This window comes from Streptomyces sp. NPDC001480 (assembly GCF_042894725.1).
Taxonomy (GTDB): domain Bacteria; phylum Actinomycetota; class Actinomycetes; order Streptomycetales; family Streptomycetaceae; genus Streptomyces.
In genome coordinates, this window is the sequence record NZ_JBIAVX010000010.1 from 312748 (window position 1) to 336551 (window position 23804).

Annotated in this window: 12 protein-coding genes; 7 read left to right on the top strand and 5 right to left on the bottom strand. The window is 69.7% G+C overall.

The genetic code is table 11. From position 1 onward, the window contains the following. The first annotated feature begins 114 nt into the window (after window positions 1-114). From ACFY01_RS26325 to ACFY01_RS26335, 3 genes are all read left to right on the top strand, one after another. Window positions 115-948, top strand: coding sequence for a helix-turn-helix domain-containing protein (locus tag ACFY01_RS26325; protein WP_390738190.1), 834 nt, complete (start codon window positions 115-117; stop codon window positions 946-948). Beyond that, a complete protein-coding gene (locus ACFY01_RS26330) occupies window positions 945-1136 on the top strand; it encodes a DUF397 domain-containing protein (protein ID WP_390738191.1) in 192 nt (63 codons plus the stop codon). Before ACFY01_RS26325 ends, ACFY01_RS26330 begins: the two co-directional genes overlap by 4 nt. A 216-nt stretch (window positions 1137-1352) precedes the next feature. Further along, a complete protein-coding gene (locus tag ACFY01_RS26335; RefSeq protein WP_390738192.1) occupies window positions 1353-2216 on the top strand; it encodes a hypothetical protein in 864 nt (287 codons plus the stop codon). A 77-nt stretch (window positions 2217-2293) separates the two neighbouring features. Here ACFY01_RS26335 and ACFY01_RS26340 read toward each other — a convergent pair whose 3' ends face one another. Then, window positions 2294-2683: a spore-associated protein gene (locus ACFY01_RS26340; RefSeq protein ID WP_390738193.1), complete on the bottom strand. Its 390-nt coding sequence runs from the start codon at window positions 2681-2683 to the stop codon at window positions 2294-2296. A 274-nt stretch (window positions 2684-2957) separates the two neighbouring features. Here ACFY01_RS26340 and ACFY01_RS26345 point away from each other — a divergent pair, with 274 nt between their 5' ends. Next, window positions 2958-6839 carry a phage resistance protein gene (locus tag ACFY01_RS26345; protein WP_390738194.1) on the top strand — a complete coding sequence of 1294 codons (3882 nt, stop codon included), beginning with the start codon at window positions 2958-2960 and terminating at the stop codon, window positions 6837-6839. After that, window positions 6836-9739, top strand: coding sequence for a BREX-2 system phosphatase PglZ (gene pglZ / locus ACFY01_RS26350; RefSeq protein ID WP_390738195.1), 2904 nt, complete (start codon window positions 6836-6838; stop codon window positions 9737-9739). The genes ACFY01_RS26345 and pglZ overlap by 4 nt, the downstream gene beginning before the upstream one ends. A gap of 77 nt (window positions 9740-9816) precedes the next feature. On the opposite strand, the gene ACFY01_RS26355 is transcribed toward pglZ, so the two are convergent. From ACFY01_RS26355 to ACFY01_RS26365, 3 genes are all read right to left on the bottom strand, one after another. Next, window positions 9817-10032, bottom strand: a complete 216-nt coding sequence (locus tag ACFY01_RS26355) for a hypothetical protein (RefSeq protein ID WP_390738196.1) — start codon at window positions 10030-10032, stop codon at window positions 9817-9819. 228 nt (window positions 10033-10260) lie between these two features. Then, window positions 10261-11307: a CBS domain-containing protein gene (locus tag ACFY01_RS26360; protein ID WP_390738197.1), complete on the bottom strand. Its 1047-nt coding sequence runs from the start codon at window positions 11305-11307 to the stop codon at window positions 10261-10263. Next, the gene (locus ACFY01_RS26365; protein ID WP_390738198.1) at window positions 11304-13121 is read right to left on the bottom strand and encodes a DUF262 domain-containing protein; all 1818 of its coding nucleotides are present in this window, start codon (window positions 13119-13121) and stop codon (window positions 11304-11306) included. Before ACFY01_RS26365 ends, ACFY01_RS26360 begins: the two co-directional genes overlap by 4 nt. Window positions 13122-13300: 179 nt before the next feature. Here ACFY01_RS26365 and brxD point away from each other — a divergent pair, with 179 nt between their 5' ends. Together brxD and ACFY01_RS26375 are read left to right on the top strand one after the other, a co-directional pair. Continuing rightward, complete coding sequence (gene brxD, locus ACFY01_RS26370) at window positions 13301-14653, top strand: BREX system ATP-binding protein BrxD (RefSeq protein WP_390738199.1); 1353 nt, start codon at window positions 13301-13303, stop codon at window positions 14651-14653. Next, entirely contained in the window at window positions 14653-16854 is a 2202-nt protein-coding gene (locus tag ACFY01_RS26375) for a DEAD/DEAH box helicase (protein WP_390738200.1), read from the top strand. The genes brxD and ACFY01_RS26375 overlap by 1 nt, the downstream gene beginning before the upstream one ends. Before the next feature lie 43 nt (window positions 16855-16897). Here the strand turns inward: ACFY01_RS26375 and ACFY01_RS26380 are convergent, their stop codons facing one another. Further along, on the bottom strand, window positions 16898-23578 hold the full coding sequence (locus tag ACFY01_RS26380) for a DUF3320 domain-containing protein (protein WP_390738201.1): 6681 nt from the start codon (window positions 23576-23578) through the stop codon (window positions 16898-16900). Between the last annotated feature and the right edge of the window lie 226 nt (window positions 23579-23804).

The window sequence follows — 23804 nt, forward strand, 5'->3', positions numbered from 1 at the left end:
GGGCTGTACACGTGGGCGGGGCGCTGTACGCGGTGTCGGGCGTGACCGGTTTCCGGACCGTGCGTTGGGCGGGCTGAGGCCGGTGACTGTGATGGTCGTGGGAGGAGCTGCGGCGTGGACGACGAGGCTCATCAGCAGCCGGAGTACGAGGTCGGCACGGGCACACTGTGCCTGTTCGGGCGGCATTTGAAGCTGTTCCGGGAACGGGCGGGGATGGACCGTGCGAAGTTCGGGTCGCTGACCGCGTACTCGGCATCGACGATCGCGTCGTTTGAGCAGGGGAGACGTATTCCGCCGCCGAAGTTCATCGACCAGGCGGATGAAGCGCTGAGGGCCGGTGGGGTGTTGAGCGCGAGCAAGGAGGAGGTGGCTCGGGCTCAGTATCCGGCGTTCTTTCGGGATGCGGCCAAGTTGGAGGCCGAAGCGGTTGAGCTTCACGTGTATGCCAACCAGGCGGTGCCTGGACTCTTGCAGACTGAAGAGTACGCGCGGGCGGTCTTCATCAACTGGCGGCCCTTGCTGCACGAAGATGTGGTCGAGCAGAGGGTGGCGGCGCGCCTGGCCCGGCAGGAGATCTTCTGCCGGACGCAGTTGCCCACCATCAGCTTCGTCATCGAGGAGACAGTTCTGCGTAGGCCGCTGGGCGGGCAGGGCATCATGCGCGGGCAGTTGGAGCAGATCCTGCTCCATGGACAGCGGCGTAACGTGGAGATCCAGGTGATGCCGATGGAGCGGGACGAGCATGCCGCACTGGCTGGGCCGTTCACCTTGATCGAGACGAAGGAAGGGCGGAGGATCGCGTATGTGGAGGCTCAGCAGGACAGTCGCCTCTACACGGCGCGGAAGCCAGTCCGGGAGATCGAGGAACAGTACGGACTCCTTCGGGCCCAGGCGTTCACTCCGCGCGAGTCGCTGGCCTTCGTCGAGAAGTTGCTTGGAGAGAGATGAACGTCGAACAGCCGGTACCTGAGTCTGCCTGGTTCAAGAGCAGTTACAGCAGTGGAGCAGGTGGGGAGTGCGTCGAGGTCGCCTCCCTCGCCAAGGTCCACGTCCGCGACTCGAAGGACACAACCCGCGCCGCACTAGCCGTGGAGCCCGCGGCGTGGACAGCCTTCATCGAATTCGCGGCACTCTGACAAGGGCAAGGCCCTCGGCAGGCACGCGCTTGCCGAGGGCCCCTCCCTCCTGGTGGTGATCACCCCTGTACGGCGCGGCCGGCCCGCCCATCGCCCACATAGGGCCCACACTGAGCCGACGCACCTTGGTCAGCGGAGGCCAGAGCGAATGTCAACCCCTCGACCAGACAGACCGATTGGGCAGATAACGTCCCCCAGGTGCTGTAACTTCTTGCTATGGCCACGAGTAAAGTGATCGAGAACCCCGAGTCGCGCTTCTCCGCAGTGTTGCTGGCCGCAGCGAAGCTTCCGGGCGTGCGTATCCACAGGGAGGCGTACCTCCGAAAGGCGCTGGCTCGCTATTGCTCCGAGGATCAAATCCGGGAAGCAATCGAAGAGAGCCCCGCAACGGCCGGTATCCCCATCGAGGTTCTGGACAAAGCGGCCAATGACTCCATCAGCTACGAGACCGCCAAGGTCAGCGCCCTCTCCGCGGCCGCTGGAATACCCGGCATCATCGCCCTTCCCGCCACGGTGCCCGCCGATGTGGCCCAGTACTTCGGCCACATGCTGCGTATCGCGCAGAAACTCGCCTACCTCTACAGCTGGCCCGATCTGTTCTCCGACGACGGCGACGACCTCGATGACGCGACCATGGGAGTGCTCACGCTGTTCTTCGGCGTGATGTTCGGCACCCAATCGGCGAACGCCGCGGTGGGGAAGGTCGCGGGGATGATGTCGAAGCAGGTAGCCAAGAAGCTACCCCAGAAGGCACTCACTCAGGGTGTCATCTACCCGATGGTGAAAAAGGTCGCGGGGTACCTCGGCGTTCAGATGACGAAGCAGACGTTCGCGAGGACCGTCTCGAAGGCCATCCCTGTCGTCGGGGCCGTCGTCGCCGGCGGGCTCACTTTTGCGACCTACCTTCCTATGGCCAAAAGGCTGAAGAAGCACCTCTCCAGCCTGGAGCTGACCAAGCCGACGCACCGATTCGTGGATGTGGAAGTCGTAGACATCGACGAGTCCTTTGTCACAGAACACACCGAGCAACATGACGTGGACCGCACTGCCAAGGAGCTGGGAAATCCTCAATCCTCTTAGCTCACCGCCCTGGCGGAACTCCACGACTTCCGCCAGGGCGAGCCGGACCTCGACGGAGGCCGGGCGGGAGCCACAGGTCAACGGGTGAAGGTGACCCGGCTCTCCTTCAGGGCGCTGCAGTTGGAGTTGTTCACCTGCACGTACACGTTGCTGATGTTTCCGCCCCAGGTGACGCAGTGGCCCTTGCCGTAGACATAGGTGGGCCCCGCGTACGACGCGTACTGCCCGAAGTCGTCGCTGTTCTGCTCGTTGTCGGGGACGTAGATCCACGCGGACATGTCCAGGACAGCGCCGGGGTTGCTGCGGATAGTCGTGACGCAGTTCTTGCCGTTCGCGGAGTTGTACGTCAGGTAGACGGTGCCCAGCGAGCCGAGGGGCGCCGAGTTCACGGTCTTGTAGCCGCTTCCGCAGACCTTCTGCGGCGTGGTGCTGGCCGCGGCGGAGGCCGGCGCTGCCAGAGCGGTCATGGTGCCGAGCGACAGGGCCGCTAACGCGGAGGCAACCAGGATGGAACGATTCGATACCACATTTCCCCCTTGTGGACTTTGGCGGTGATTGCTTTCTTCTCGTATGACCCGTGAGGCATTCGCATGGTTGTACCGCGTTCACAGGAAATGTGTGATCAAGGGGGACCGGGTCTCGTACGGGGAGGTAAGGGCTTCCGGATCCTCGCCTACGATTCTGACCAGCAAGCGAGTACAAGCGGCGGCGGGAGCCGCCAGACGGGGAGCGTGACAGGTAATGGCTCAGTCGCCCCTCCTCCGCGATGTCATCGACATCAAGGAGTCCATCTCCACCTCGGACTTCGTGCTGTCCCTCGCCGAGGCGACGACACCCGAGGGCGCCGCGCACGCGCTCAAGGACTATGTCGTCACCGAGCGGCTGCTGGAGAACTTCGACGAGGCGCTGAAGCTCATCAAGTCCTCGCTCGACGGGCACCGCTCGAAGGCCGCGTACCTGCACGGCTCGTTCGGTTCCGGTAAGTCGCACTTCATGGCCGTGCTGTACGCGCTGCTCAGCGGCGACCCGGCCGCCCGCGCCCGTACCGAGTTCGACCCGGTGCTGACCAGGCACGAGTGGCTGACCACGGACGGCAAGAAGTTCCTGCTCGTGCCGTACCACATGCTTGGCGCGAAGGCCCTGGAACAGCGGGTGCTCGGCGGGTACGTCACGCACGTCAAGAAGCTGCACCCGGACGCCCCGACGCCGCAGGTGTACCGGACCGACTCCCTCTTCGACGACATCCGGGCCAACCGCGCCACCTACGGCGACGAGGCGGTCGTCCGTGGTCTGGGCGGCGGCGACGCGGACGACGGCGAGGAGGACGAGTGGGGCGAGGGCTTCGCCTGGACCCCGCAGCTCCTGGACACCGCACTCGCCGCCGAGGAGAACCACGAGGCGGGCGTCCTGCTCAACCTCCGCAACCCCTCCACACCGGCCGAACTGCGCGCCAAGCTCGTCAACGACGCCAGCACCAACCTCTTCCCCGGCTTCGCGAAGAACGCCGCCGAGGACGAGCACGGCTTCATCTCCCTGGACGCCGGTCTGTCCGTCATCGCCGAGCACGCCAAGTCGCTCGGCTACGACGGCCTGATCCTGTTCATGGACGAGCTGATCCTCTGGCTCGCCACCCTCATCCACGACCAGAAGTTCGTCGCCCGTGAGGCCAGCAAGATCACGAACTTCGTGGAGGGCGGTGACGCCCGCCGCGCCATCCCCGTCGTGTCGTTCATCGCCCGCCAGCGCGACCTGCGCGAACTGGTCGGCGAAGAGGTCTCCGGCGCCGCCGAGTCGTCCATCCAGGACACCCTGAACCTCGCCTCCGGCCGCTTCGACAAGATCACCCTGGAGGACCGCAACCTTCCGCAGATCGCCCACGCCCGCCTTCTCAAAGCGAAGGACCCCGAGGCGGAACGCCTCGTCGACGCGGCCTTCGAGCAGACCAAGCGGGTGGGTCCGCAGGTCTGGGACACCCTCCTCGGCTCGGAGAAGGGCACGACCGGCGCCGACGCCGAGTCGTTCCGGCTGACGTACCCCTTCTCGCCGGCGTTCATGGACACCCTCGTCCACATCTCGTCCGCGCTGCAGCGCTCCCGTACCGGTCTGAAGCTGATGGGCCAGCTCCTCGCCGACCACCGCAACGAGATCCGCCTCGGGCAGCTCATCCCGGTCGGCGACCTCTACCCGGTGATCGCGGAGGGCGGCGACAAGCCGTTCACCGACAGCCTGAAGGTCGTCTTCGAGGCCGCCGACAAGCTGTACAAGACCAAACTGCGGCCCTATCTGCTCAGCTCGTACGACATCACCGAGGACGACGTCGAGCAGTACGTCAACCGGCCGGAGGCCATCACCGACCCGCAGCGCGCCAACCGCTGCCGCATGTTCGCCGGGGACAACCGGCTCGTCTGCACCCTCCTGCTGTCCGCGCTCGCGCCCAGCGTGCCCGCGCTGGCCGAGCTGACCATCCGACGGCTCGGCGCGCTCAACCACGGGTCGGTGCTCGCGCCGATCCCCGGTGCCGAGGTCGGCATCATCAAGAACAAGGTCGCCGAGTGGGCGGCCCGGTTCCCCGAGATCAAGGAGACCGGCACCGACGCCAACCCCGGCGTACGGCTGGAGCTGTCCGGCGTCGACGTGGACTCCGTCATCGCCAACGCCCAGGTCAACGACAACCCCGGCAACCGCGTAGCGCTCGCCCGCCGCCTGCTGTCGGAGGAACTGGGCGTCGAGCACGGCCAGTTGAGCGACCAGCTCAGCTTCACCTGGCGCGGCACCGCCCGCAGCGCCGAGATCGTCTTCGGCAACGTCGCCGACGAGGACGAGCTGCCCGACCACGACCTGATGCCGCAGGAGGAGGGCCGCTGGCGGATCGCCATAGACCTGCCCTTCGACGAGGGTGAATGGGGTCCCGTCGAGGACGTCAACCGCATCCGGCGGCTGCGTGAGCGCCAGCAGGGCGAGCGGTCCCGTACCGTCGCCTGGCTGCCCGCGCACCTGTCGGCTCAGCGCTTCGCCGACTTCCGGCGCCTCGTCGTCATCGACAAGGCACTCGCCGACGAGCACCGCTTCGACACCCAGTACGCCGGCCATCTCAACGCCGACAACCGCAGCCGCGCCAAGGGCCTCCTCGAAACCCAGCGCGAAGCCCTGCTCAAGCAGGTCAAGGGTGCCTTCAAGCAGGCGTACGGCCTCGCCCAGAAGCAGGCCGCCGACGTCGTGCCCGACTTCGACGACCACCTCGTCCCGGTCCCGGACGTGGACGGGCTCACCCTGTCCTTCGGGCAGAGCCTGCACGACGGCATCCGGCACGTCGCGGGCAAGCTGCTCGCCCACCAGTACCCGGCGCACCCGGACCTCGACCCCGACGTCACCGGCATCGCGGTCAAGCCCATCGACACGAAGAAGGTCTTCGCGCACGTCCGGGCCGCCGCCGAGGCACGCGACGGGCGGGTGGAGGTCCCGGCCGCCGACCGCAAGCTCATGCAGCGGATCGCCGGGCCCCTCCGGCTCGGGCAGCAGAAGGAGGCGTACTTCGAGCTGTCCCGCTACTGGGCCGACCACTTCCGTCAGCTCGCCAGCGCACAGGGTGCCACCGGGGACCTGTCCCTGATCACGCTGACCGACTGGACCGACAAGCCCGACCCGCGCGGCCTGCCCGACTTCCTCGCCCGGCTCGTCGTCGCCGCCTTCGCCGAGATGGACGACCGGGTGTGGGTGCGCGTCGGCACCGTACTCGACCCCGCGCCCGAACTGTCCGCGATCAAGGACCATGACGCGCTGCGCAGCCAGCCGCTGCCCGCCGAGTCCGACTGGGACACGGCACGGCAGCGCTTCGAGACGATCTTCGGACAGAAGGCGCCCGCGCTGCGGCGCGGCCGGATGGTCAACCAGTTCGCCCGCCAGATCATCGAGTCCGCCCGCGCCCACCGGGACCACGCGGCCGACCTGGTGCACCAGCTGGAGGCACACACCTCCTTCCTCGGCCTCGACCAGACCACCGACATCGGACGGCTCGCCCTCGCCCGCCGCTCGCTGCAACTGCTGGACGCGCTCACGGCGGAGGCCGGCAAGGGCGCGGCCGGGGCGAAGAAGACCGTGGAGGCCCTGGCCGACTTCGACCTGGGCGAGACCAGCGCCGACCGGTACGGGACCTCCGTCAAGCAGGCCCGCAGCGTCGCCGAGGCCGTCGCCTCCGCGCCCTGGAGCACCCTGGAACTGGCCGCCGGACTCGGCCCCGAGGGCGAGGCGCTGCTCGACTCGCTGCGCAACGTGGCCCGCGACGACCAGCGCACCGCCGACCTGCGCGAGGCCCTGACCCGCACCCAGCGCGAGGTCGTCGCCCTGGTCAAGCGCAGCCAGGCCGCCGCCACCCCGCAGCCCGCACCCGTCACGCCCCAGACCCCCACGGCCGACGGCCAGTCCCTGGACACGCCGACCAGCGACCCGCGGATCCCGTACACCCCGCAGGTGACGCCCCCCGCGAGCAGCGGCCCCGCCCAGAAGTCCGGACGCCGTAGCACGACCGCCGCGCGGGCCGTCGCCGACCTTCAGGCGGAGCTGTCCGAGCTGGCCGCACGCCACCCCGACGCGACCATCGAGATCACCTGGAAGGTCGTCGAATGACGGACACCGTCGCTGTCGCCCCGGGCGCCGTCCGGCTGAACACCGCGACCGTCACCCAGTACCTGTCCTCGCAGTCGTCCCTCGCCGCCTCTCTCGCGGGGGAGGGCGGGGGCAGGCGCCGCGTCGTGCTGCTGCGGTCCGCACCCCAGTGGGACGGCCCCGCCGAACCCGCCTGGGGCGAGGGCCGGACGGCCGGTGTCGCGGTGGCGCCCTCACCGCTCGCTGTGCACGAACTCGTTCTCGACCACCTCGCGGGCAGGCGCCCCGGCCCGGCCGTGCTGGTCGTCCTCTCCGACCGCGAGCAGAACGAACTCGATCCGGCGATCCTCGCCCGCGTCCACAAGCTGCGCATCGACACCGTCGACAGCTGGGACGTGGTCCGTGAGGCGTTCGGCGCCCGGCAGATCGACCCCCGGCTCAAGGACGTCAACTGGGCCGCCGAAGCCCTGCTCGACGCGACTCCGCCCGGTGGCTGGCAGCCCGTGCCCGGTGGCTGGCTGTCCCGGCAGTACGCCCTCACCGCGCTCGCCCAGCGCCGCCTGCGCCTCGGGCGCTACGACACCGAGGGCGGCACGTGGCGCCTCGGCGACGACCGGCTCGACGCGCAGACCCTGCTGCACTGGTCGACCCGAGCCGGCGCACCCGAGCGGCTGCTGGGCCTGCGCGGCCCTGAACGAACCGGACTGACCGCCTTCCTCGGCGAGGAGGACCAGGCCGGTCTCGCCGGACGCGCCCTGCTCGCCCTCGTCGACGCCGAACGCGGCGCGGACGCCGCCGCCTTCGGCCTCGTATGCGCGGCACTCTGGCAGCATGCCGAACCTGCCCCCGAGACGTACCAGGCGCGGGGCCGCGCCGAACGCTACTTCGGCGACCAGCCCCCGGCCACCGGCGAACAGCTCGACGCCCTGGTGACCGTCTTCGGCCGGTCCGCCGAGGAGTATGTGATCACGCTGCTGGCAGTCGGGCACCGCAACGCCGGTGTCGACCCCGACGAGGCCCGCGAGGCACGCCGCACCAGCGGCATCCTGCTCGACCGGGCGGCCGTGCTGGCCCGCCAGTTCGGCGCGGAGGCAGCCGTCGCGGCGAGCCCTGTCCTGCGCGGCGGACTCGACGCCCGGTTCACCTCCGTCGGCCAAGCCCTCGCGACGGGTGACACGGCCGCTGTGACGGAGGCCGTACGGCGTCTGGCGGACCATCGGCTCGCCGGCGATCCGGAGGAGTCCGCCCGTATCGAACGCGCCCGCATGGGACAGCGCCTCGCCCGCTGGCTGGCCAGCGATCCGCCCACGGACGCGCCCACCGTCGCCGACGCCATACAGCGGCACGTCGCCGAGACCGGCTGGGCCGACCTCGCCCTGGAGCACATCGAGGCCGGCGGCGACCCGGATCCCGTCCTCAAGGCGGCGTACGACACCCTCGGCGCACGCGTCAGGGACCGGCGGCAGCAGATCGACGCGTCCTTCGCACGCTCACTGGCCGCCTGGACGGAGGCCGGTACCCAGCCCGGCGGCATGCTCACCGTCGAGACCTTCCTCGACCGCGTGGTGGGACCGCTCGTCCGGCGCGATGAGGAACGGAGGGTGCTGCTGCTCGTGCTCGACGGCATGAGCGCGGCCATAGCGAACGAACTCGGCGAGGAACTGCGCCGCTCCTGGGCGGAGTTCGACCCGCTGCCCGAGGGTTCCCCGCTCCGGCGGGCAATGGCCGCCGCACTGCCCACCCTGACGGCCGTGTCCCGCACCTCACTGTTCGCGGGCACCCTGGTGAAGGGCACCCAGGCCGACGAGAAGCGGCTCTTCCCCGCGCTGAAGCTGTGGGGCGGGGCACCAGCCGCGGTGTTCCACAAGGACGACCTGCGCACCGAGACCGCGGGCGACACCTTCGGCCCGGCGCTGACTCAGGCGCTGGGCGACGGCCGGACCCATGTCGCCGTCGTCCTCAACGCCATCGACGACCGGCTCGGCAAGGAGCAAAAGCTGGGCGACGGGGCCTGGCGGGTCGATGAAGTGCCTGGTCTGCGTGAGCTGTTGGGGGTCGCGGCGGCCCAAGGCATGGCCGTCGTCGTCACCAGCGACCACGGCCATGTCGTGGACCGGCACGGTACGAAGGCCGACGCCGCCACCGAGCCCGCGTCCGCCCGGCACCGACTGCCCGGCGGGCCGCTCGCCGCACGGGAGGTCGCCCTCTCCGGTCCGCGCGTCGTCTGGCCCGAACCCGGCGCGTCCATCGTCGCGCTGTGGGACACCGACTCCCGCTACACCGCCCTCAAGGCCGGCTATCACGGCGGGGCGTCCCTGGCCGAGTTCACCATTCCGGTGCTGGCCTTCCTGCGATTCGGATCGGAACCGCCGAAGGGGTGGCGGGAGCTGGGCGACCAGAGGCCCACCTGGTGGGCTCCCGAAGAGGCCGGCAGGCCTCCGGTGGACGAACGTGCGGCTCAGGCGGCCGTCGTCGCCGCGAAGAAGACGCCGACGAAGTCCCGGAAGAAGCAGCCCGAACCAGGCACACAGCCTGACGCGCTCTTCCCCGTGGAGCTGACGGCCGGGGGCGACGACGCCCTGCTCACGCCGACCGTCGTCTCCCGGACCGAGGCGCTCGTGACGGCGCTGCTCGACTCCGAGACGTACCAGGGGCAGCTCGGCGGTCTGGCCCGCAAACCCCAGCAGGAGCAGGTCCACAAGGCCCTCGCCGCCCTGCTCGACGCGGGCGGCACGTTGCCCGTGACCGCACTCGCCCAGCGCGCAGGCATGCCCACCACCCGGGGCGACGGCTTCGCCGCGGTCCTGCGGCAGCTCCTCAACTACGACGGCGTACAGGTACTGGAGACCCTGCCGGACGGGCGGACCCTACGACTCCATGAGGCGCTGTTGCGCGAGCAGTTCGCGCTCCGGGTGGGCTGACGGCGTCAGGGGAGCGGAGTAGGGCCGGGGAAGCGGGCCGGGGGCGGCACCAGTCGGAGAGGCCGCCCCCGAACACGCTACGAGTCGCGCCTGATGTGCTTGAGCACGTTCATCCCTGCGGTCAGGACCGCCATGAACGCGGCGCCGCTGGTGGTGAGACTCGCCAACGGGCTCGCGTGGAGCGCCATCGTCGCGACGGCAGTGCCGAGGGAAACCACACCGGACGCGAGAGCGACGATGGTGAGGTCACGCGCGGGGTGGTTACAGGTCTGCTGGGTCGAGTGGATCGACACCGTTCCTCCATGAAAATACTCGCTCGCTGGAAACGGGCATGCCTGACCGAGGTCAGTCGTGCCCCCAGCGGTGCGCGTTCAGGCTCTACGGAGCCCGCAACCAGCAGGTAGCTGGTAGGTGCGCGTTCAGCGAGGAAGTCACAGAGGCCCCCAAGACGGAGAGATGGATACGGGTGAAGGGTATCCCCCAACTGGCCTATGAAACAGCGCATTTCATCAATCGCATCCTCACGGAACGAACGCCCGCAGCACCTTGGCGAACGTCGTCAGCTCGTCGAGCATCTCCGGCGGCAGCGGCTTCTCGTCGAAGTGGGCGATGCGGTTGCGGATGTCCTTCACCCGCTTCAACCGGCCGATGAACTGCTCCCGCGGCATGTTGGGCCACTTCAGGGCTTCCCAGTTGGCGTCGGCGCGTTCCGCCATGGACTGCTTCGTCTGGTCGCCGTCCAGGAGCTTCAGATAGTCGCCGAACATCAGGTCCGACACCTGGCCGCTGCGGTGCTCGGGCTTCTTGTTCGTCTGGACCGCCCTGATGTCCTCCTGGTCCAGTGCCGCGCCCAGGCAGCGGCGCAGCAGGGACTCGATCTCGCCGACGATGAAGAAGGGCCGGGCCGCGCCCTCGAAGCGGTCGGTGATGTCGGCGGCGGTGACGATGCCCGACAGGCAGCCGTCGTCGCCGCGGACCAGCAGGTAGCCGTGCTCGCGGATGACCGGGAGAGCCGAGAAGAACTCCTGGCGGGCGTCGGCGAGGGGCAGGGAGTCCTTCTCCATCGCGTTGTCCAGGGTCGGCGGCTTGCCCGCCTCGTACATCCTGGCGACGGACCCCCAGGTGACCACGCCGTGGACCTTGGCCATGCCGGTCGTCACCGGGATCTGAGAGACACCCTCGGTCTTCATGAGGAAAGTGGCCTGCGCCAGGGGTGTGCCGGGGCCTACGGACACCAGGCCGCGCCGCGCCGACGGAATGTCGCCGAGCAGGAGACGCTGCGGAAGGGCGTGCGAGGGCAGAGCCTCCTCTTCCTCCTCGTCGTCCGGATCGGCCGGCGTCCCCTGCGTGGGGACGGAGGCGAGGGGGACCACGTCGACGTTGCTGCGCAGGCCGCAGACGGCGAAGTCGGGCAGCGTCGTCAGACCGGCGTCCGTCAGGGCCTGGGAGATCAGGTGTACCGTCCGGTGGTCGCGGACCCGCACCCGGAACAGGTCGAGGATGTCCTGCACGGGCACGGTCCTGCCCTTGAGCGAGGCGACATCCTGCTCGCTCGGCCTGGTGGTCATCGGGCGTCGCCCTCCGGGAGGTCACGAAGCATGGTCTTCTTGCCCATGGCGGCGTGCACCAGGTCCTGCAACTGCTTGGAACGGTCGTTGTAGAAGCGTTCGTAGTCGTTGTCGCGCAGCGCCTCCGGATCGATCAGGTGGGTGGCGAGCACGTCGTCGAACCACTCGGGACGCATGTCGGAGGCGGCGACCATCGTGGACAGGTAGGAGGCCGGCGCTCCCGTCATGTCCATCGCGGCACGGTAGGACAGCGGGGTCTTGTTCACGATCGAGTTCGTTGGCAGGCCCTGGCTGTTGCCCCGCTTGAGCCACGCCTTGTGGAAGATCTGTCGGAGGTCCACGCTGTACTCGTCCAGCCGTGCCGGGTTGAGCGGGGCGGCGGTGAAGTGCCAGTCGACCGCACCCTGCTTGATCAGCAGGGCGTAGATCCCCTTGTAGGCGGCGCTGTTGCGGGTGGTGAGGCTGTCGAGGCGGTCGGCGAAGAAGAACGCGTCGGTCACCGTGTCGGGCGCCCGGTCGTCCTGTCTGATCCAGGGCACGAGTTGTTCGACGTCACGGGTGAAACGCGTCTCCGTGGACCCGCCGTACATCTCCCCGAGGACCCCGCACCAGTACCACTGCTCGACCTTCTCCTCCGCCCCGAGACCGTCCGCAGCGGTGTCGAGGATGGCGCGGACGGCCGCGAGCGGGACGAGTTGCGTCTTGTACGGCAGGTCTCCTGGGCGGACGATGCACTGCCGTTCCAGGAAGTCGCCCACCCATGCGAAGGCGTCGGCGAGCTTCGGTGCCAGGCGGATGAAGTCGGTGAGCGGGAGGTCCAGCAGGTCCCGCCGCTTGCAGGACACCGTCGTTCCGACGCCCTCCTGCTTTCGCTCCCACGTGCGCACCAGAGCGATGGCCTGCAGGAAATCGATGCTGCTGAGCCCGTTCTCGATACCGCTCTCCAGGCGGCCGAAGACCGGGTACTTGCCCGCCAGAGCCTGCTTGGTCTCCCTCCACACCTCGGGAAGCTGGTAGTAGTCCCCGGTCCGCTCCACGTACTCGCGGTCCCCGGCGTACGTCGCGGTGAGCAGCTCGAAGACGTTCAGGGGAACGCCGCCCGTGTTGACGCGCTCGAACACCGCGCAGACGGCGTCCATGGAGGTGGAGGCGGCCAGCCGGATCATCGGCACCTGGAAGGCGCGGACCTGCTGCAGGACCAGCTCGTCGAACTGGCCCCAGAGGTCCCAGTTACGGTCCTCGTCCGCCTTGATGTACGCCTTCTTCCACTGGTTCACACGCTGGGCGTCGAAGACGAGGTGCAGGGGGAAGAGGCCGGCCGCGCACTCGTCCTCGGTGGTGCTCAGGTCCAGCACCACTGTGCGGTTGAAGTCCGTGCGGAGCACCTTGTCCACGGGGACGGAGAGGATCGCCTCGTCGCGGTCGGCGGGCGGTCCGACGGCCTTCGCGATGTCGACGTAGTACCAGCGCTCGATGGGCTTGCCCCGGGCGTCCGCCGTCTCCACGGGGGCGTCCAGCCACAGGGCTTGGAAGAGCGAGGTGAGGCGCTGCTGTCCGTCCAGCAGCAGGAGGTCCGCGGAAGGATTCCCGTCCGGGCGGGCCCCGGTGAGCGTCCGGGAGCGGAACCGGGTGGCGCCGCCGGTCTGCAGCGTCATCACCACGCCGAGGGGATAGTCCAGCGTCACGGTCGCGATGATCGCCCGGATGCGGTCGTCGTCCCACTTCCAGTTCCGCTGGAAGTCGGGCAGCTGTAACGCGCCCGAGGCGACGTCCGCCAGTACGTCCTTCAGTTTCACATTGTCGAGCGCCGCCATGCGACTCCAACTCCCACCCTGTCCGTCTTTACGGAGAGTGATTCCAGCAGCGCTCTTTGGTGAACGTCAACCGATTCACCGAAGTCGGGCGGCGTTGACCGGAGCACTCTCTGCCCCAGGACGGCTGAACGCCACCGCACCTTTCCGGTGGCCTTGGGAGAAATGGAAGACTGGTGCCCGTGAGTACCACCGGATCCCCACGCCTCGCCCAGGTGAGCGCCGCCCGCCGCCGGACCGTCATCGACGCGCTGCGGCGCGGCGCCGTTCCCGAGAGCGGACTCGACCTGCTGGCCACCGGACTCGACCGGTTCGAAGCCGCCCTCGACGCGGAACTGGACGCCGTGGCGTCCGGCGGGTCCGTGTTCAAGGCGGTACGGGGTGAGTACGGGTCCGGCAAGACGTTCTTCACACGCTGGCTGGGGGAGCGGGCCAAGCGCCGGAACTTCGCCGTGGCCGAGATCCAGGTCTCGGAGAACGAGACCCCGCTGCACAAGCTGGAGACGGTCTACCGGAGGCTGACCGAACGCCTCACCACCTCCAGCTTCCCGCCCAGCGCGCTGCGGCCCGTGGTCGACGCCTGGTTCTACGCCCTGGAGGAGGACGCCCTCGCGGCCGGGGCGAGCGAGGACGAGCTGCCCGGCGAGGTGGAGAAGCTGCTCGTCGCGCGGCTCGCCGAGGTGTCGAGGCACGCCCCGTCGTTCGCGACCGCCCTGCGGGGCTACCGGGCCGCCCTCGCGGACGGCGACGAGGCGACCGCCGCGGCCGTCCTGGCGTGGCTGGGCGGCCAGCCGCACGTCGCGGCCTCCGCCCGCAGGTCCGCGGGGGTACGCGGCGACCTCGACCACTTCGGGGCCCTCGGTTTCCTGCAGGGACTCCTCACCGTGCTGCGCGACTCCGGGCACACCGGGCTCTTCGTCGTCCTCGACGAGGTGGAGACGCTGCAGCGGGTCCGGTCCGACGCACGCGACAAGGCGCTGAACGCGCTGCGGCAGCTCATCGACGAGGTGCACTCCGGCCGCTTCCCCGGCCTGTACCTCGTCATCACCGGCACGCCCGCCTTCTACGACGGGCAGCAGGGCGTGCAGCGTCTGGCCCCGCTCGCCCAGCGGCTCGCCACCGACTTCACCACCGACCCGCGCTTCGACAACCCGCGTGCCGTGCAGATCCGGCTTCCCGGCTTCGATCAGGATTCGTTGGTCGGCCTCGGCGTCACCATCCGCGAGCTGTACGCGGAGGCCGCCGCGTCGCCCGAGCGCGTGAAGACGGTCGTCGACGACGTGTATGTCGCCGACCTCGCGCGAGCCGTCGGCGGGGCGCTGGGCGGGAAGGTCGGGGTGGCTCCGCGGCTGTTCCTGAAGAAGCTCGTCGGAGACGTGCTCGACCGCGTGGACCAGTTCGAGGACTTCGACCCCCGGCAGCACTACCGGCTGACGGTCGCGAGCAGCGAACTCAGCGACGTGGAGCGGAACCTCGCCGCCGCGGTGTCCGGCGGCGGGTCCGTCTCGGCCGACGACATCGACCTGGAGCTGTGATGGCGGACGCGGGGGACGCCGCCGGGACAGTGCCGGGAGAGGACGGGGCCGACGTGCTCGACCGGCTCGACCCTGTCGTCGTGCACCACATCGTCAACACCCTCGGCTGGCCCGACCTGCGCCCCCTCCAACGGGCGGCCATCACGCCGCTCATGGACGGACACGACGCCGTGCTGCTGGCGCCGACGGCGGGCGGCAAGACCGAGGCGGCCTGCTTCCCCCTGCTGTCGGCGATGACCGAGCAGCGGTGGACCGGCACCTCGGTGCTGTACCTGTGTCCACTCAAGGCCCTCCTCAACAACCTGGTCGGCCGGGTCGACACCTACGCTCAGTGGCTGGGGCGGCGTGCGGCACTCTGGCACGGCGACACCAAGGAGTCACAGCGGCAGCGCATCCGTACCGAGGCGCCGGACCTCCTGCTGACCACGCCCGAGTCGCTCGAAGCGATGCTGATCGGCGTCAAGACCGACCACGCTCAACTGCTGGGAAGCGTAAGGGCCGTCGTCGTCGACGAGGTGCACGCCTTCGCGGGCGACGACCGGGGCTGGCACCTGCTCGCCGTGCTCGAACGGCTGGAACGGGTCACCGGCCGGTCCATCCAGCGGATCGGACTCTCGGCGACCGTCGGCAACCCCCGTCAGCTGCTGCACTGGTTGCAGGGCTCGGGTGCCGGAGACCGTGCCGGGCAGGTGGTCGCCCCGGGAGTAAAGCTGCCTTCCGCGTCCGACGCAGCCGGGCGCCCCGACAAGGCCGGCGCCGACCAAGTCCCGAAGCCCGCGGGCGAAGTGGAACTCGACTATGTGGGCTCCCTGGACAACGCAGCCAAGCTCATCGCAGCCCTGCACCGGGGCGAGAAGCGGCTCGTGTTCTGTGATTCGCGCCGCCAGGTCGAGGAGCTGGGCGCCGCGCTCCGGGCGCGCGACGTGACCGTCTTCCTGTCCCACGCCTCCCTCTCCGTCGACGAACGAACCCGCTCCGAGCAGGCATTCGCCGAGGCCCGCGACTGCGTCATCGTGTCCACCTCCACCCTCGAACTCGGCATCGACGTCGGCGACCTGGACCGTGTCATCCAGATCGACTCACCGGCCTCCGTCGCGTCGTTCCTGCAACGGATCGGCCGCACCGGCCGGCGCTCGGGCAGTGTCCGCAACTGCCTGTTCCTCACCACCCGCAAGGACACGCTGCTGCAGGCGGCGGGCCTGCTGCTGCTGTGGTCGCGCGGCTGGGTCGAACCGGTCCTCCCGCCGCCCGAGCCGCGCCACCTGGTGGCCCAGCAACTGCTCGCCGTCACCCTGCAGCAGCACAAGCTCGGCGACCAGCTGTGGGACCGGCAGTGGAACGGCCTCGCCCCCTTCGACAAGTCCGCCGCGCCCATCCTGCGCTTCCTCGCCGAAGAGGGCTTCCTCGACAGCGACGGCGGCATGCTGTTCGTCGGACCCGAGGCGGAACGCCGCTTCGGCAAGCGGCACTTCATCGAACTCACCGCATCCTTCACCGCACCGCCCCAGTTCACCGTCCTGTCCGGGCGCACGGAGATCGGCCGCACCGACCCGAGCGTGCTCACCGAGGAACGCTCCGGACCCAGGCGGTTGCTGCTCGGCGGACGCAGCTGGCAGGTCACCTACATCGACTGGCTGCGCAAACGCGTCTTCGTCGAACCCGCCGACGGCGGCGGTATCGCCAAGTGGATGAACGGCGGCGTCGCCGGTCTGTCGTACGCCCTGACGCGCGCCATGCGCGAAGTTCTGCTGGGCACGGACCCACCCGTCTCCCTGACCAGGCGCGCCACGACGTGCCTGCTCGAGCAGCGCGAGACCGACGCCCCCGACACGGTGCATCCGGACGGCACACTGGTGACGCGCACCGACCGGGACGTGCGCTGGTGGACCTGGGCCGGCTATCGCGCCAACGCCACCCTCGCCGCCACACTGCAATCGGTCAGCGACCCTCTGCAACGTCCCAGCGACTGCTGGGTCCGCCTGCGCGAGGATCTCACTCCAGAGGCTTGGCGACAGGCGCGCGAGAGTGTCGGCGAGGCCCTCGTCCTCCCGGACGTGGACCGTCGGGCCGTACGCGGCCTCAAGTTCTCGGCAGCCCTGCCCGAACGCCTCGCCGTCGCCACGGTCGCGGCTCGCCTGGCGGACTTCGACGGCGCCGGTGCGGCCCTGCGTGAAGCGGTGCGCTTCCAGCACGGTCATTGACCGGACGTCCGGCCGGGAGTTCCGGCCGGACGCGCCGTACCGATCAGTGACCTCCGGCAGGACCTTCCACCGGCACCAGCCCCGACGGGCCTTCCTCCACCGCGTTCCTGCCGAGCAGCGCCTCGATGTCCTTGCCGAAGGCCGCCTTGATGTCAGCCCCCAGACGCAGCCATCCGAAGAACCGGGCCGTCTCCCTGGCGAGTTCCTCGCGCCGCAGACCAGGAGACTCGGACAGCACACCCAGGAGGGCCACCTGCCGCTCGGCCGGGGGAACGTGCGAGACCTTCTTGCGGTCGAAGTCGGCACTCGGCGTACGGGCCGTCGTCACCTCGCGGTCCGGCAGGTCCCACGCCGTTTCCACCCGCACCGCCCGCTTCCTGTTGCCGAGCCGTGCCAGTGCCTTGCGGACGCTGGCCTGTACGATCTGCCCGGCCCGGTCGAGGTCCCAGGCTTCCCGCATTCTGCCGATCAGCACTTCCTCCTCGACGGGCCCCTCCACCGAGACGATGTGACGAGCCACCTCCGCCACCAGGCCGAGCGCCTGGGGCTCGCGGAGATCGATGTCGCCGAGTCCCATCTGCATGCCCAGGACGCGCCGCAACTCGTACAGTTCCTCACGACGCATGGCACGGTACGGCCGACTCCACGCCGAACGGTCCGACTCCTCGACGGGCACGATCTCGACACCCGCCGTCACCGGCTCGGGCACTATGGCCGGGACCGGCTCCGGGTCCGGTGCGTGAGGATCGACGGCGCAGGCGGCCTCGACGGCCTCGCGCAACCGTCGTTGCGCGTCCTTGCGGTTGCGGTACCAGTCCGTTCCCCAGATCCGGTGCAGGTTCCAGCCCAGACCGCGCAGGATCTCCTCCCGCAGCCGGTCGCGGTCGCGTGCCGTGCGTGAGGAGTGGTACATCGCCCCGTCGCACTCGATACCGAGGGCGTACGAGCCGGGCGCCTGCGGATGCCGGACCGCCATGTCGATCCGGAAACCGGCGACGCCCACCTGGGGCTGCACGTCGTAGCCCCAGCCGCGCAGGACGTCGAGCACGTCCTCCTCGAACGGGCTCTCCGGAGCGGCGCCCGCGTCGGGTGCCGCCGTGGCCAGGATCGCAGGACCCTGCTCCGCGTACTGCAGATAGCGCTTCAGGTGCTGGACGCTCTTGTTCGTGCTGTCCGGGAGCTCCGAGCCGTGGAAGGAGGCCACGACTTCCACCCGGTGCCGCGCCCGGGTCACGGCGACGTTCAGTCGCCGCCAGCCGCCCTCGCGGTTGATCGGACCGAACTGGGCGCGCAGCTTGCCCTGTGCGTCCGGGCCGTAACCCACCGACAGGATGATGACGTCGCGCTCGTCACCCTGCACCGTCTCCAGGTTCTTCACGAAGAACCCGCCCAGACGGTCCTCCGTGAAGTGCTCGTCGAGGTCGGGCCGGGTCCTGCGCGCCTGGGCCACGGCGTCCTCGACGGCCTCGGCCTGTGCCTTGGAGAGCGTGACGATCCCCAGGGTCAGATGAGGCCGCGTCGAGAAGTGGTGGATGACCCGCTCGGCCACGACCTCGGCCTCGCGGACGTTGTCGCGCCGGCTGCTGCGGTCGTAGAGGCCGTCGGCCTTGTAGAAGGCGACTCCCACGTCATGGCCGTCGGTGACCGCGCCCGGGAACACGACCATGGAGTTGTCGTAGAACTCGTTGTTGCTGAAGGCGATCAGGTTCTCGTGCCTGCTGCGGTAGTGCCAGCGCAGCGACAACTCGCGCAGTACTCCACTGGCCTTGCACGCGTCCAGGATGGACTCGAAGGAGTCGGGCGTCTCCTCGTCCCACTCGTCGTCATCGTCGGAGTCACCACCGGCGCTGAAGAAGGACGTGGGCGGAAGCTGCCGCGGGTCGCCGGCCACGATCAGGGCATCGCCGCGGTAGACCGCGTTGACGGCGTCCTGCGGGAGAACCTGGGACGCCTCGTCGAAGATCACCACGTCGAAGCGGAAGTCCGCGGGCAGGTACTGGCTGACCGTCAGCGGACTCATCATGAAGCACGGCTTGAGCCGCTGCACGACGTCCCGGGTCTCGTCCAGCAGCCGCCGTACCGGCATGTGCCGTCGTTGCAGCTTCGCCTGGCGGCTGAGAACCGCGGCCTGCCCCGTCGTCGCCCGACGGGGACGCCGCGCGTTGCACGCGCCGATCACCGTCGCATGAGCGGCCTGCACCAGCCCCTTGTCCAGCCGCCGGTACCGCTCCACCAGATGATCCCGGTCGGTGGCCCGCACTACCGCCAGCCTGCTGTCGACGTCCAGTTGATGCTCAACCCAGGCGCGCAGCACCGTGCGTTCCACGGCCTTGGGAAACAGCGACGCCGGTACTTCGCGGTCCGCCAACTGGGCAGGCAGATCCGCCAGTCCGTAGCCGCTGAGCACGTCGCGGGCCTCGGCGGAACGGATCCAGGCGTCCGGGCCGTACGGATCGGCGAACATGCGGTCCAGCAGCGCCTGGGCGGAGGGGAATCCGGTCCCCAGCTCTGCACGCATCTCCGCCGCCCGGGCCGGCTCGAAGCGGACCGCGAGCATCTCCGCCCGGTCCAGCCAGTCGCGGTAGCGGCGCTCCACCGACGAGTCGGGGCTCGCGTGCACCAGCAGCCGGGCGGCATCGAGGGTCAGGGGGGCCGCCACCCCGGTGCCGGAAGCGGTACGCCTGGCGTCGAGGGTCCAGTCCAGGGCGTTGAGGAGTGTCTCCCGGGCGGTGTGGATCCCTTCGTACAGAGCGCCGAGCAGGCCGCGGTGTTCCGCCTCGCTCTTCAGGAAATCTTCCTCGGCGGAGCGTGCCGCCACCACCGCCGAGAGGGAGGACCGGGCAGCGCCCAGTGACAACCAGTCCGCGCCTCCTGCGGAGGGACCGGCCGCACGAGCCACCGAGTGGATCAGGGAAGCCGCCTCGTCCAAGGGGTCGAGGTGGGCACGAAGCCAGGCCATGCTCTCGGGGAGGGAATGGGCTCGCAGGCCGAAGACGGCGGGGGCGAGAGCGGGGGTGTCGGTGAACGTCTCCCAGTCGGCGCACTCCGCGCGCAGGCGGGCGGCCGTCTCCAGCAGACCGGGAACGACGGGGCGTCCGGCGCAGAGGGCGCGGACGAGGGCGCCGCGCCGCACCGGTTCCGCGAGGAGTGGCCCGGCCAGCCGGTGCGCTTCGGAAGCGGCGGCGAGCGCCGTCGACAGAGCGGCCGTGCGGGGCCGACCATCCGGGGCGTACTCGCCCAGGAGACCGAGCGACTCAGGAGCAGCCGCTTGAGTCACGGTCCCGCCGCCCGCGGCCGACAGCCGCACGGCCCGGCGCAGCAGTTCCTCCTCCACCGCATCGGCGCCACCGGCGTTCACCCGGGCGTCGAGACGCGTGTCCAAGCCCGCGTACCAGGAGCACAGCAGGTCCCGGTCATGGGCCTCCTGGGAGGTGAAAACCAGGTCCTCCTGCTGCGCCGCATGTGCCGCGACGACCGCCGCGCGTGCCGAGGCGAGGGTGTGTCCTGCGCCCTCGCTGAACTCCCGGGCGCCGACGGACTGAACGGCATCGATGTGTCGGACGGCGTCTTCCAGCGCCGGCACATGGGCGTGCAGCCATGCGGCGGCCGAGGCCGGCCCGAGAAGGCCCAGCGCCGTGCTGTGCTCGCGCAGTCGCACCTCGCGCAGCGCCGATGACCAGGTGCTGAGATCACTCTCCAGCCGCTTGCCCCATGCGAGGAGCGAGCTGTCAGGAGTGGTCCCGTGGGCCAGTTGGGCGGTCAGGTGACAGCGGCGGTCCGGATCGGCGACCACGGCCGGGGCGAGTCTGCAGGCCTCCTCGGCCTGCCGCAGCGCGCCGTCCAGGGTGTCGAGGTCGGGCAGATCGTCGCCGGCATGGGCACCGAGCAGTTCCGCGTGCTCGGCCACCGCGGTCCGCACGGCGTGGTGTGCCTGCCACCAGGCCTCCGCCTTGGGCAGCGCCTCCTGCAGTCCGCTGTTCCAGGACCCGTGGGTGCTGATCCGGCCGATGAGTTTCCGGTCGGCCCGGACCTGGGAGGACAGTCCCGCCGCGAAACGGCGGCCGCTCCCCGAGAGACGGCGTACCGCGTCGGTCAGGCCTGCCGTGTGAGGCGTGTCGGGACCGAACATTCCGTGGGCTGCCTGCCGGGCCGCGTCGAGGACGCCCATGAGACGGTGCAGTTCGTCCACCACATGACGTGCCCGCGGCAGTACCGCCGGATCGAACCAGGCATCGGGGGCTCGGCGGGGAGCGGCGGCGAGTGCGACCAGCTCCGCCACGGAACGCGTGCCGGAAGCGGTGTCCGACGGTTCGTAGCCGACCAGTTCCGCTGCTTCCACCGCGCACCTGGCGGTGCCCTCGAGCATGTCGGCGAGAGCGCGCCACTGCGAGGCCAGGGAGTCGGCCTCGTTCCTGCCGAGCCGGGTGAGATCGGCACCGGGCGGCTGCAGGGTGCTGAGGGCGAGTTCCGCGGCCTCCGGCTGCCGGGGCAGGTGAGGAGGCACGTCCGCCCATCCCGGACCCGCCTGCTCCCGCGCCGTCGTCCGCGCCGCGACCGTACGGTTCCGGCGGGCCTCGAACTCTCCCACCGCCGCGGCCATGACTTCGAGGGCCGCCTGCTGCGCGGCGGTCAGGCCCTCCGGAGCGAACCACGCTTCCAACGGGCGATGCGGGACACCGGACAGGTCCGCCAGATCGCACAAGGCCCTTGCCTCGGCCGGTGAGCCCGGTTCGTCGACGCCCAGGATCCGGACGAGCTCGCGGGTCGAGACCATGGCGCTTCCCAGCAGGTCCGCGGCCGCTCGTACGTCCCGAGCGAGGTCTTCAGCCTGCCGCTCCGTCAGTCCGGTCAGGTCCAGACCCCGTGGGGCGAGGGTGAGCAGAGCCCGCTCCGCGGCGGGCGGTTCCGGACGAAGACGCGGAGAGACCTCCTGCCAGCGGTCACCGACCAGGTCCCGCGCGGACTGCTGGGCGCTGCGCACACGACGCAGCGCGTCGAGGAAGGACTCGACCGGACCGGTCACGGCATGCGCGACATCGGGGTCGGTGAGCCACCACTCCGGCACGGGCTGCCGCTCGCCCAGCAGGCCCAGCAGCCGGACGAGCCGATCGACCTGCTCCGGCGTCGTGAACGGCGCACCGTCGGTGTTGAGAGCTTCGTAACCGTCCAGGGCGGACAGGAGCCCGCTCAGGGCCGTGCGCGCTTCTTCCAGTACGGGACCGGGGTGGGACCGGTCCGTACGCAGACCGCGCCACGGAAAGCCCGGGTCGGTCACGGCCTGCCAGGCGTCGGCGATGGTGCCGGCGGCGTGGAGCACGCGTTCCAGGTCGGCTGTGGACAGGGACGAAGCGTCGAACCGCTGGGATGTGCTGTCGCCGGAGGTGGAGAGGTAGGCGACTGGGGCGTCGTCGAGGTGCCCCACCCGCCCGATGACATCGTGCAACGTGCGGCCCAGAGGCCGACGGACCTCGTTCATCGCGGTGGCGTAAGCCGACAGCGCCTCGCGGTCGAGGCGTGCCTGAGTCCTTTCCTGGGCGGGAAGTTCACAGGCCTGAGGCTGTTCGGACAGAGCCCGGCCCAGTTCCTGCGCCACGGCCTTGCGACTGGTGTTGCGGCTGTGCAGGGCGAAGGCGTAGGAATCCAGCCCCACTGACTTCAGGCGCTGTAGCACGACGTCCAGTGCCGCCGCCTTCTCACTGACGAACAGCACGCTGCGGCCCGCGTGCATCAGCCCGGCGATGATGTTGGTGATGGTCTGGCTCTTGCCGGTCCCCGGAGGACCGTCGAGTACGAAGGACCGTCCTGCCACGGCAGCCGCGACGGCCTGCCGCTGCGAGGTGTCCGCGTCCAGGACCAGCGGGGTGTCCTCCGGAGGTGCCAGCTCGTCGACCCGCTCCGCCGGCACCTCCTCGAAGTCGAAGCGATCGGAGGCCGGCGAGCTGCCGGGCCCGACCGCCACCGCGCGCACCAGATCGCTTGCCAGAAGCCGCTCCTCGTTCTCGAGCAGGTCCCGGTACATCGATTCCTTGTGGGAGGCGAAGAGAGCCATGACGGCCCGTTCTTCCACCTCCCAATGCAACTTGCCGGAAACGGCGTTGCGTACGGCCTCGACCACCGCGCTCACGTCACGGCAGTCGGTCTCGGCCACGGGTGCCCAGTCGATGCCGAACTGCTCCAGCTTGATGGGCAGCGCCGGATTGAGCTGCGGATCCTCGTCGTCGTTCGCCTGGAGGAGCACCTGCCCGGTGGGCGTCCTCACGAGTTCCACGGGGAAAAGGATCAGTGGTGCCTGGCTGCCGGTGGAGGCTCCGTCCTCGCGCCAGTGCAGGATGCCTACGCCCAGGTGCAGGGTCCACAGACCGTAGTCGTTGAACACCTGCGTCGCTTTTGACCGGAGGGAGCGCAGCGCCCTCTGCAGGGCGGGGGCGGTGGTCTTCTGCGTGACGACATCGTTTTCACCTGGAGGAGGGAACCCTGGTTCCTCGTCGTCCGCGGGTACTTCGTCCGGGAGCGCCGCGAATTGCAGGGCGCGGTTTTCCAGCAGGGTCACCAGGGTGGACGGAGAAGGGGCCGACACCTCCAGTGTCGAGCTGCGGGTATGCCTGAAGTTCAGCAGCCTGTTGCGTCCGCTGAGGTCCACAAGTGACGTTCGCCAGCCTGCGAGGATCGTCTTGAGGCGTTCCAGGTCGCTGCCGCCCCCGAATGCACCCGGATTGGTCGTCACGGTTGTCCTTGCTCTCACGTTGCACAACTCGGGCCCGACGGGGGAGAAGCACAGACTTCTTCCCGGGGCACGGCAACGCGGGCAAACCCGGCGTTCTCCGAGCAATACTCCCCTCAGTGCGACATGTTCGCCTTGTCGCACTCGCCCCCCACGGACGGACGGATTCTATGGTGATGCCATCCAAATCAGAAGTGCACCTGGTGTTCAGGCGCTGCGACAAGGCGGT

What these genes read in the sequence shown, in the direction of transcription:
- ACFY01_RS26330 (WP_390738191.1), top strand. Translation starts at nt 945, where the DNA reads ATGAACGTCGAACAGCCGGTACCTGAGTCTGCCTGGTTCAAGAGCAGT.
- ACFY01_RS26335 (WP_390738192.1), top strand. Translation starts at nt 1,353, where the DNA reads ATGGCCACGAGTAAAGTGATCGAGAACCCCGAGTCGCGCTTCTCCGCA.
- ACFY01_RS26340 (WP_390738193.1), bottom strand. Translation starts at nt 2,683, where the DNA reads ATGACCGCTCTGGCAGCGCCGGCCTCCGCCGCGGCCAGCACCACGCCG.
- ACFY01_RS26345 (WP_390738194.1), top strand. Translation starts at nt 2,958, where the DNA reads ATGGCTCAGTCGCCCCTCCTCCGCGATGTCATCGACATCAAGGAGTCC.
- pglZ (WP_390738195.1), top strand. Translation starts at nt 6,836, where the DNA reads ATGACGGACACCGTCGCTGTCGCCCCGGGCGCCGTCCGGCTGAACACC.
- ACFY01_RS26360 (WP_390738197.1), bottom strand. Translation starts at nt 11,307, where the DNA reads ATGACCACCAGGCCGAGCGAGCAGGATGTCGCCTCGCTCAAGGGCAGG.
- ACFY01_RS26365 (WP_390738198.1), bottom strand. Translation starts at nt 13,121, where the DNA reads ATGGCGGCGCTCGACAATGTGAAACTGAAGGACGTACTGGCGGACGTC.
- ACFY01_RS26375 (WP_390738200.1), top strand. Translation starts at nt 14,653, where the DNA reads ATGGCGGACGCGGGGGACGCCGCCGGGACAGTGCCGGGAGAGGACGGG.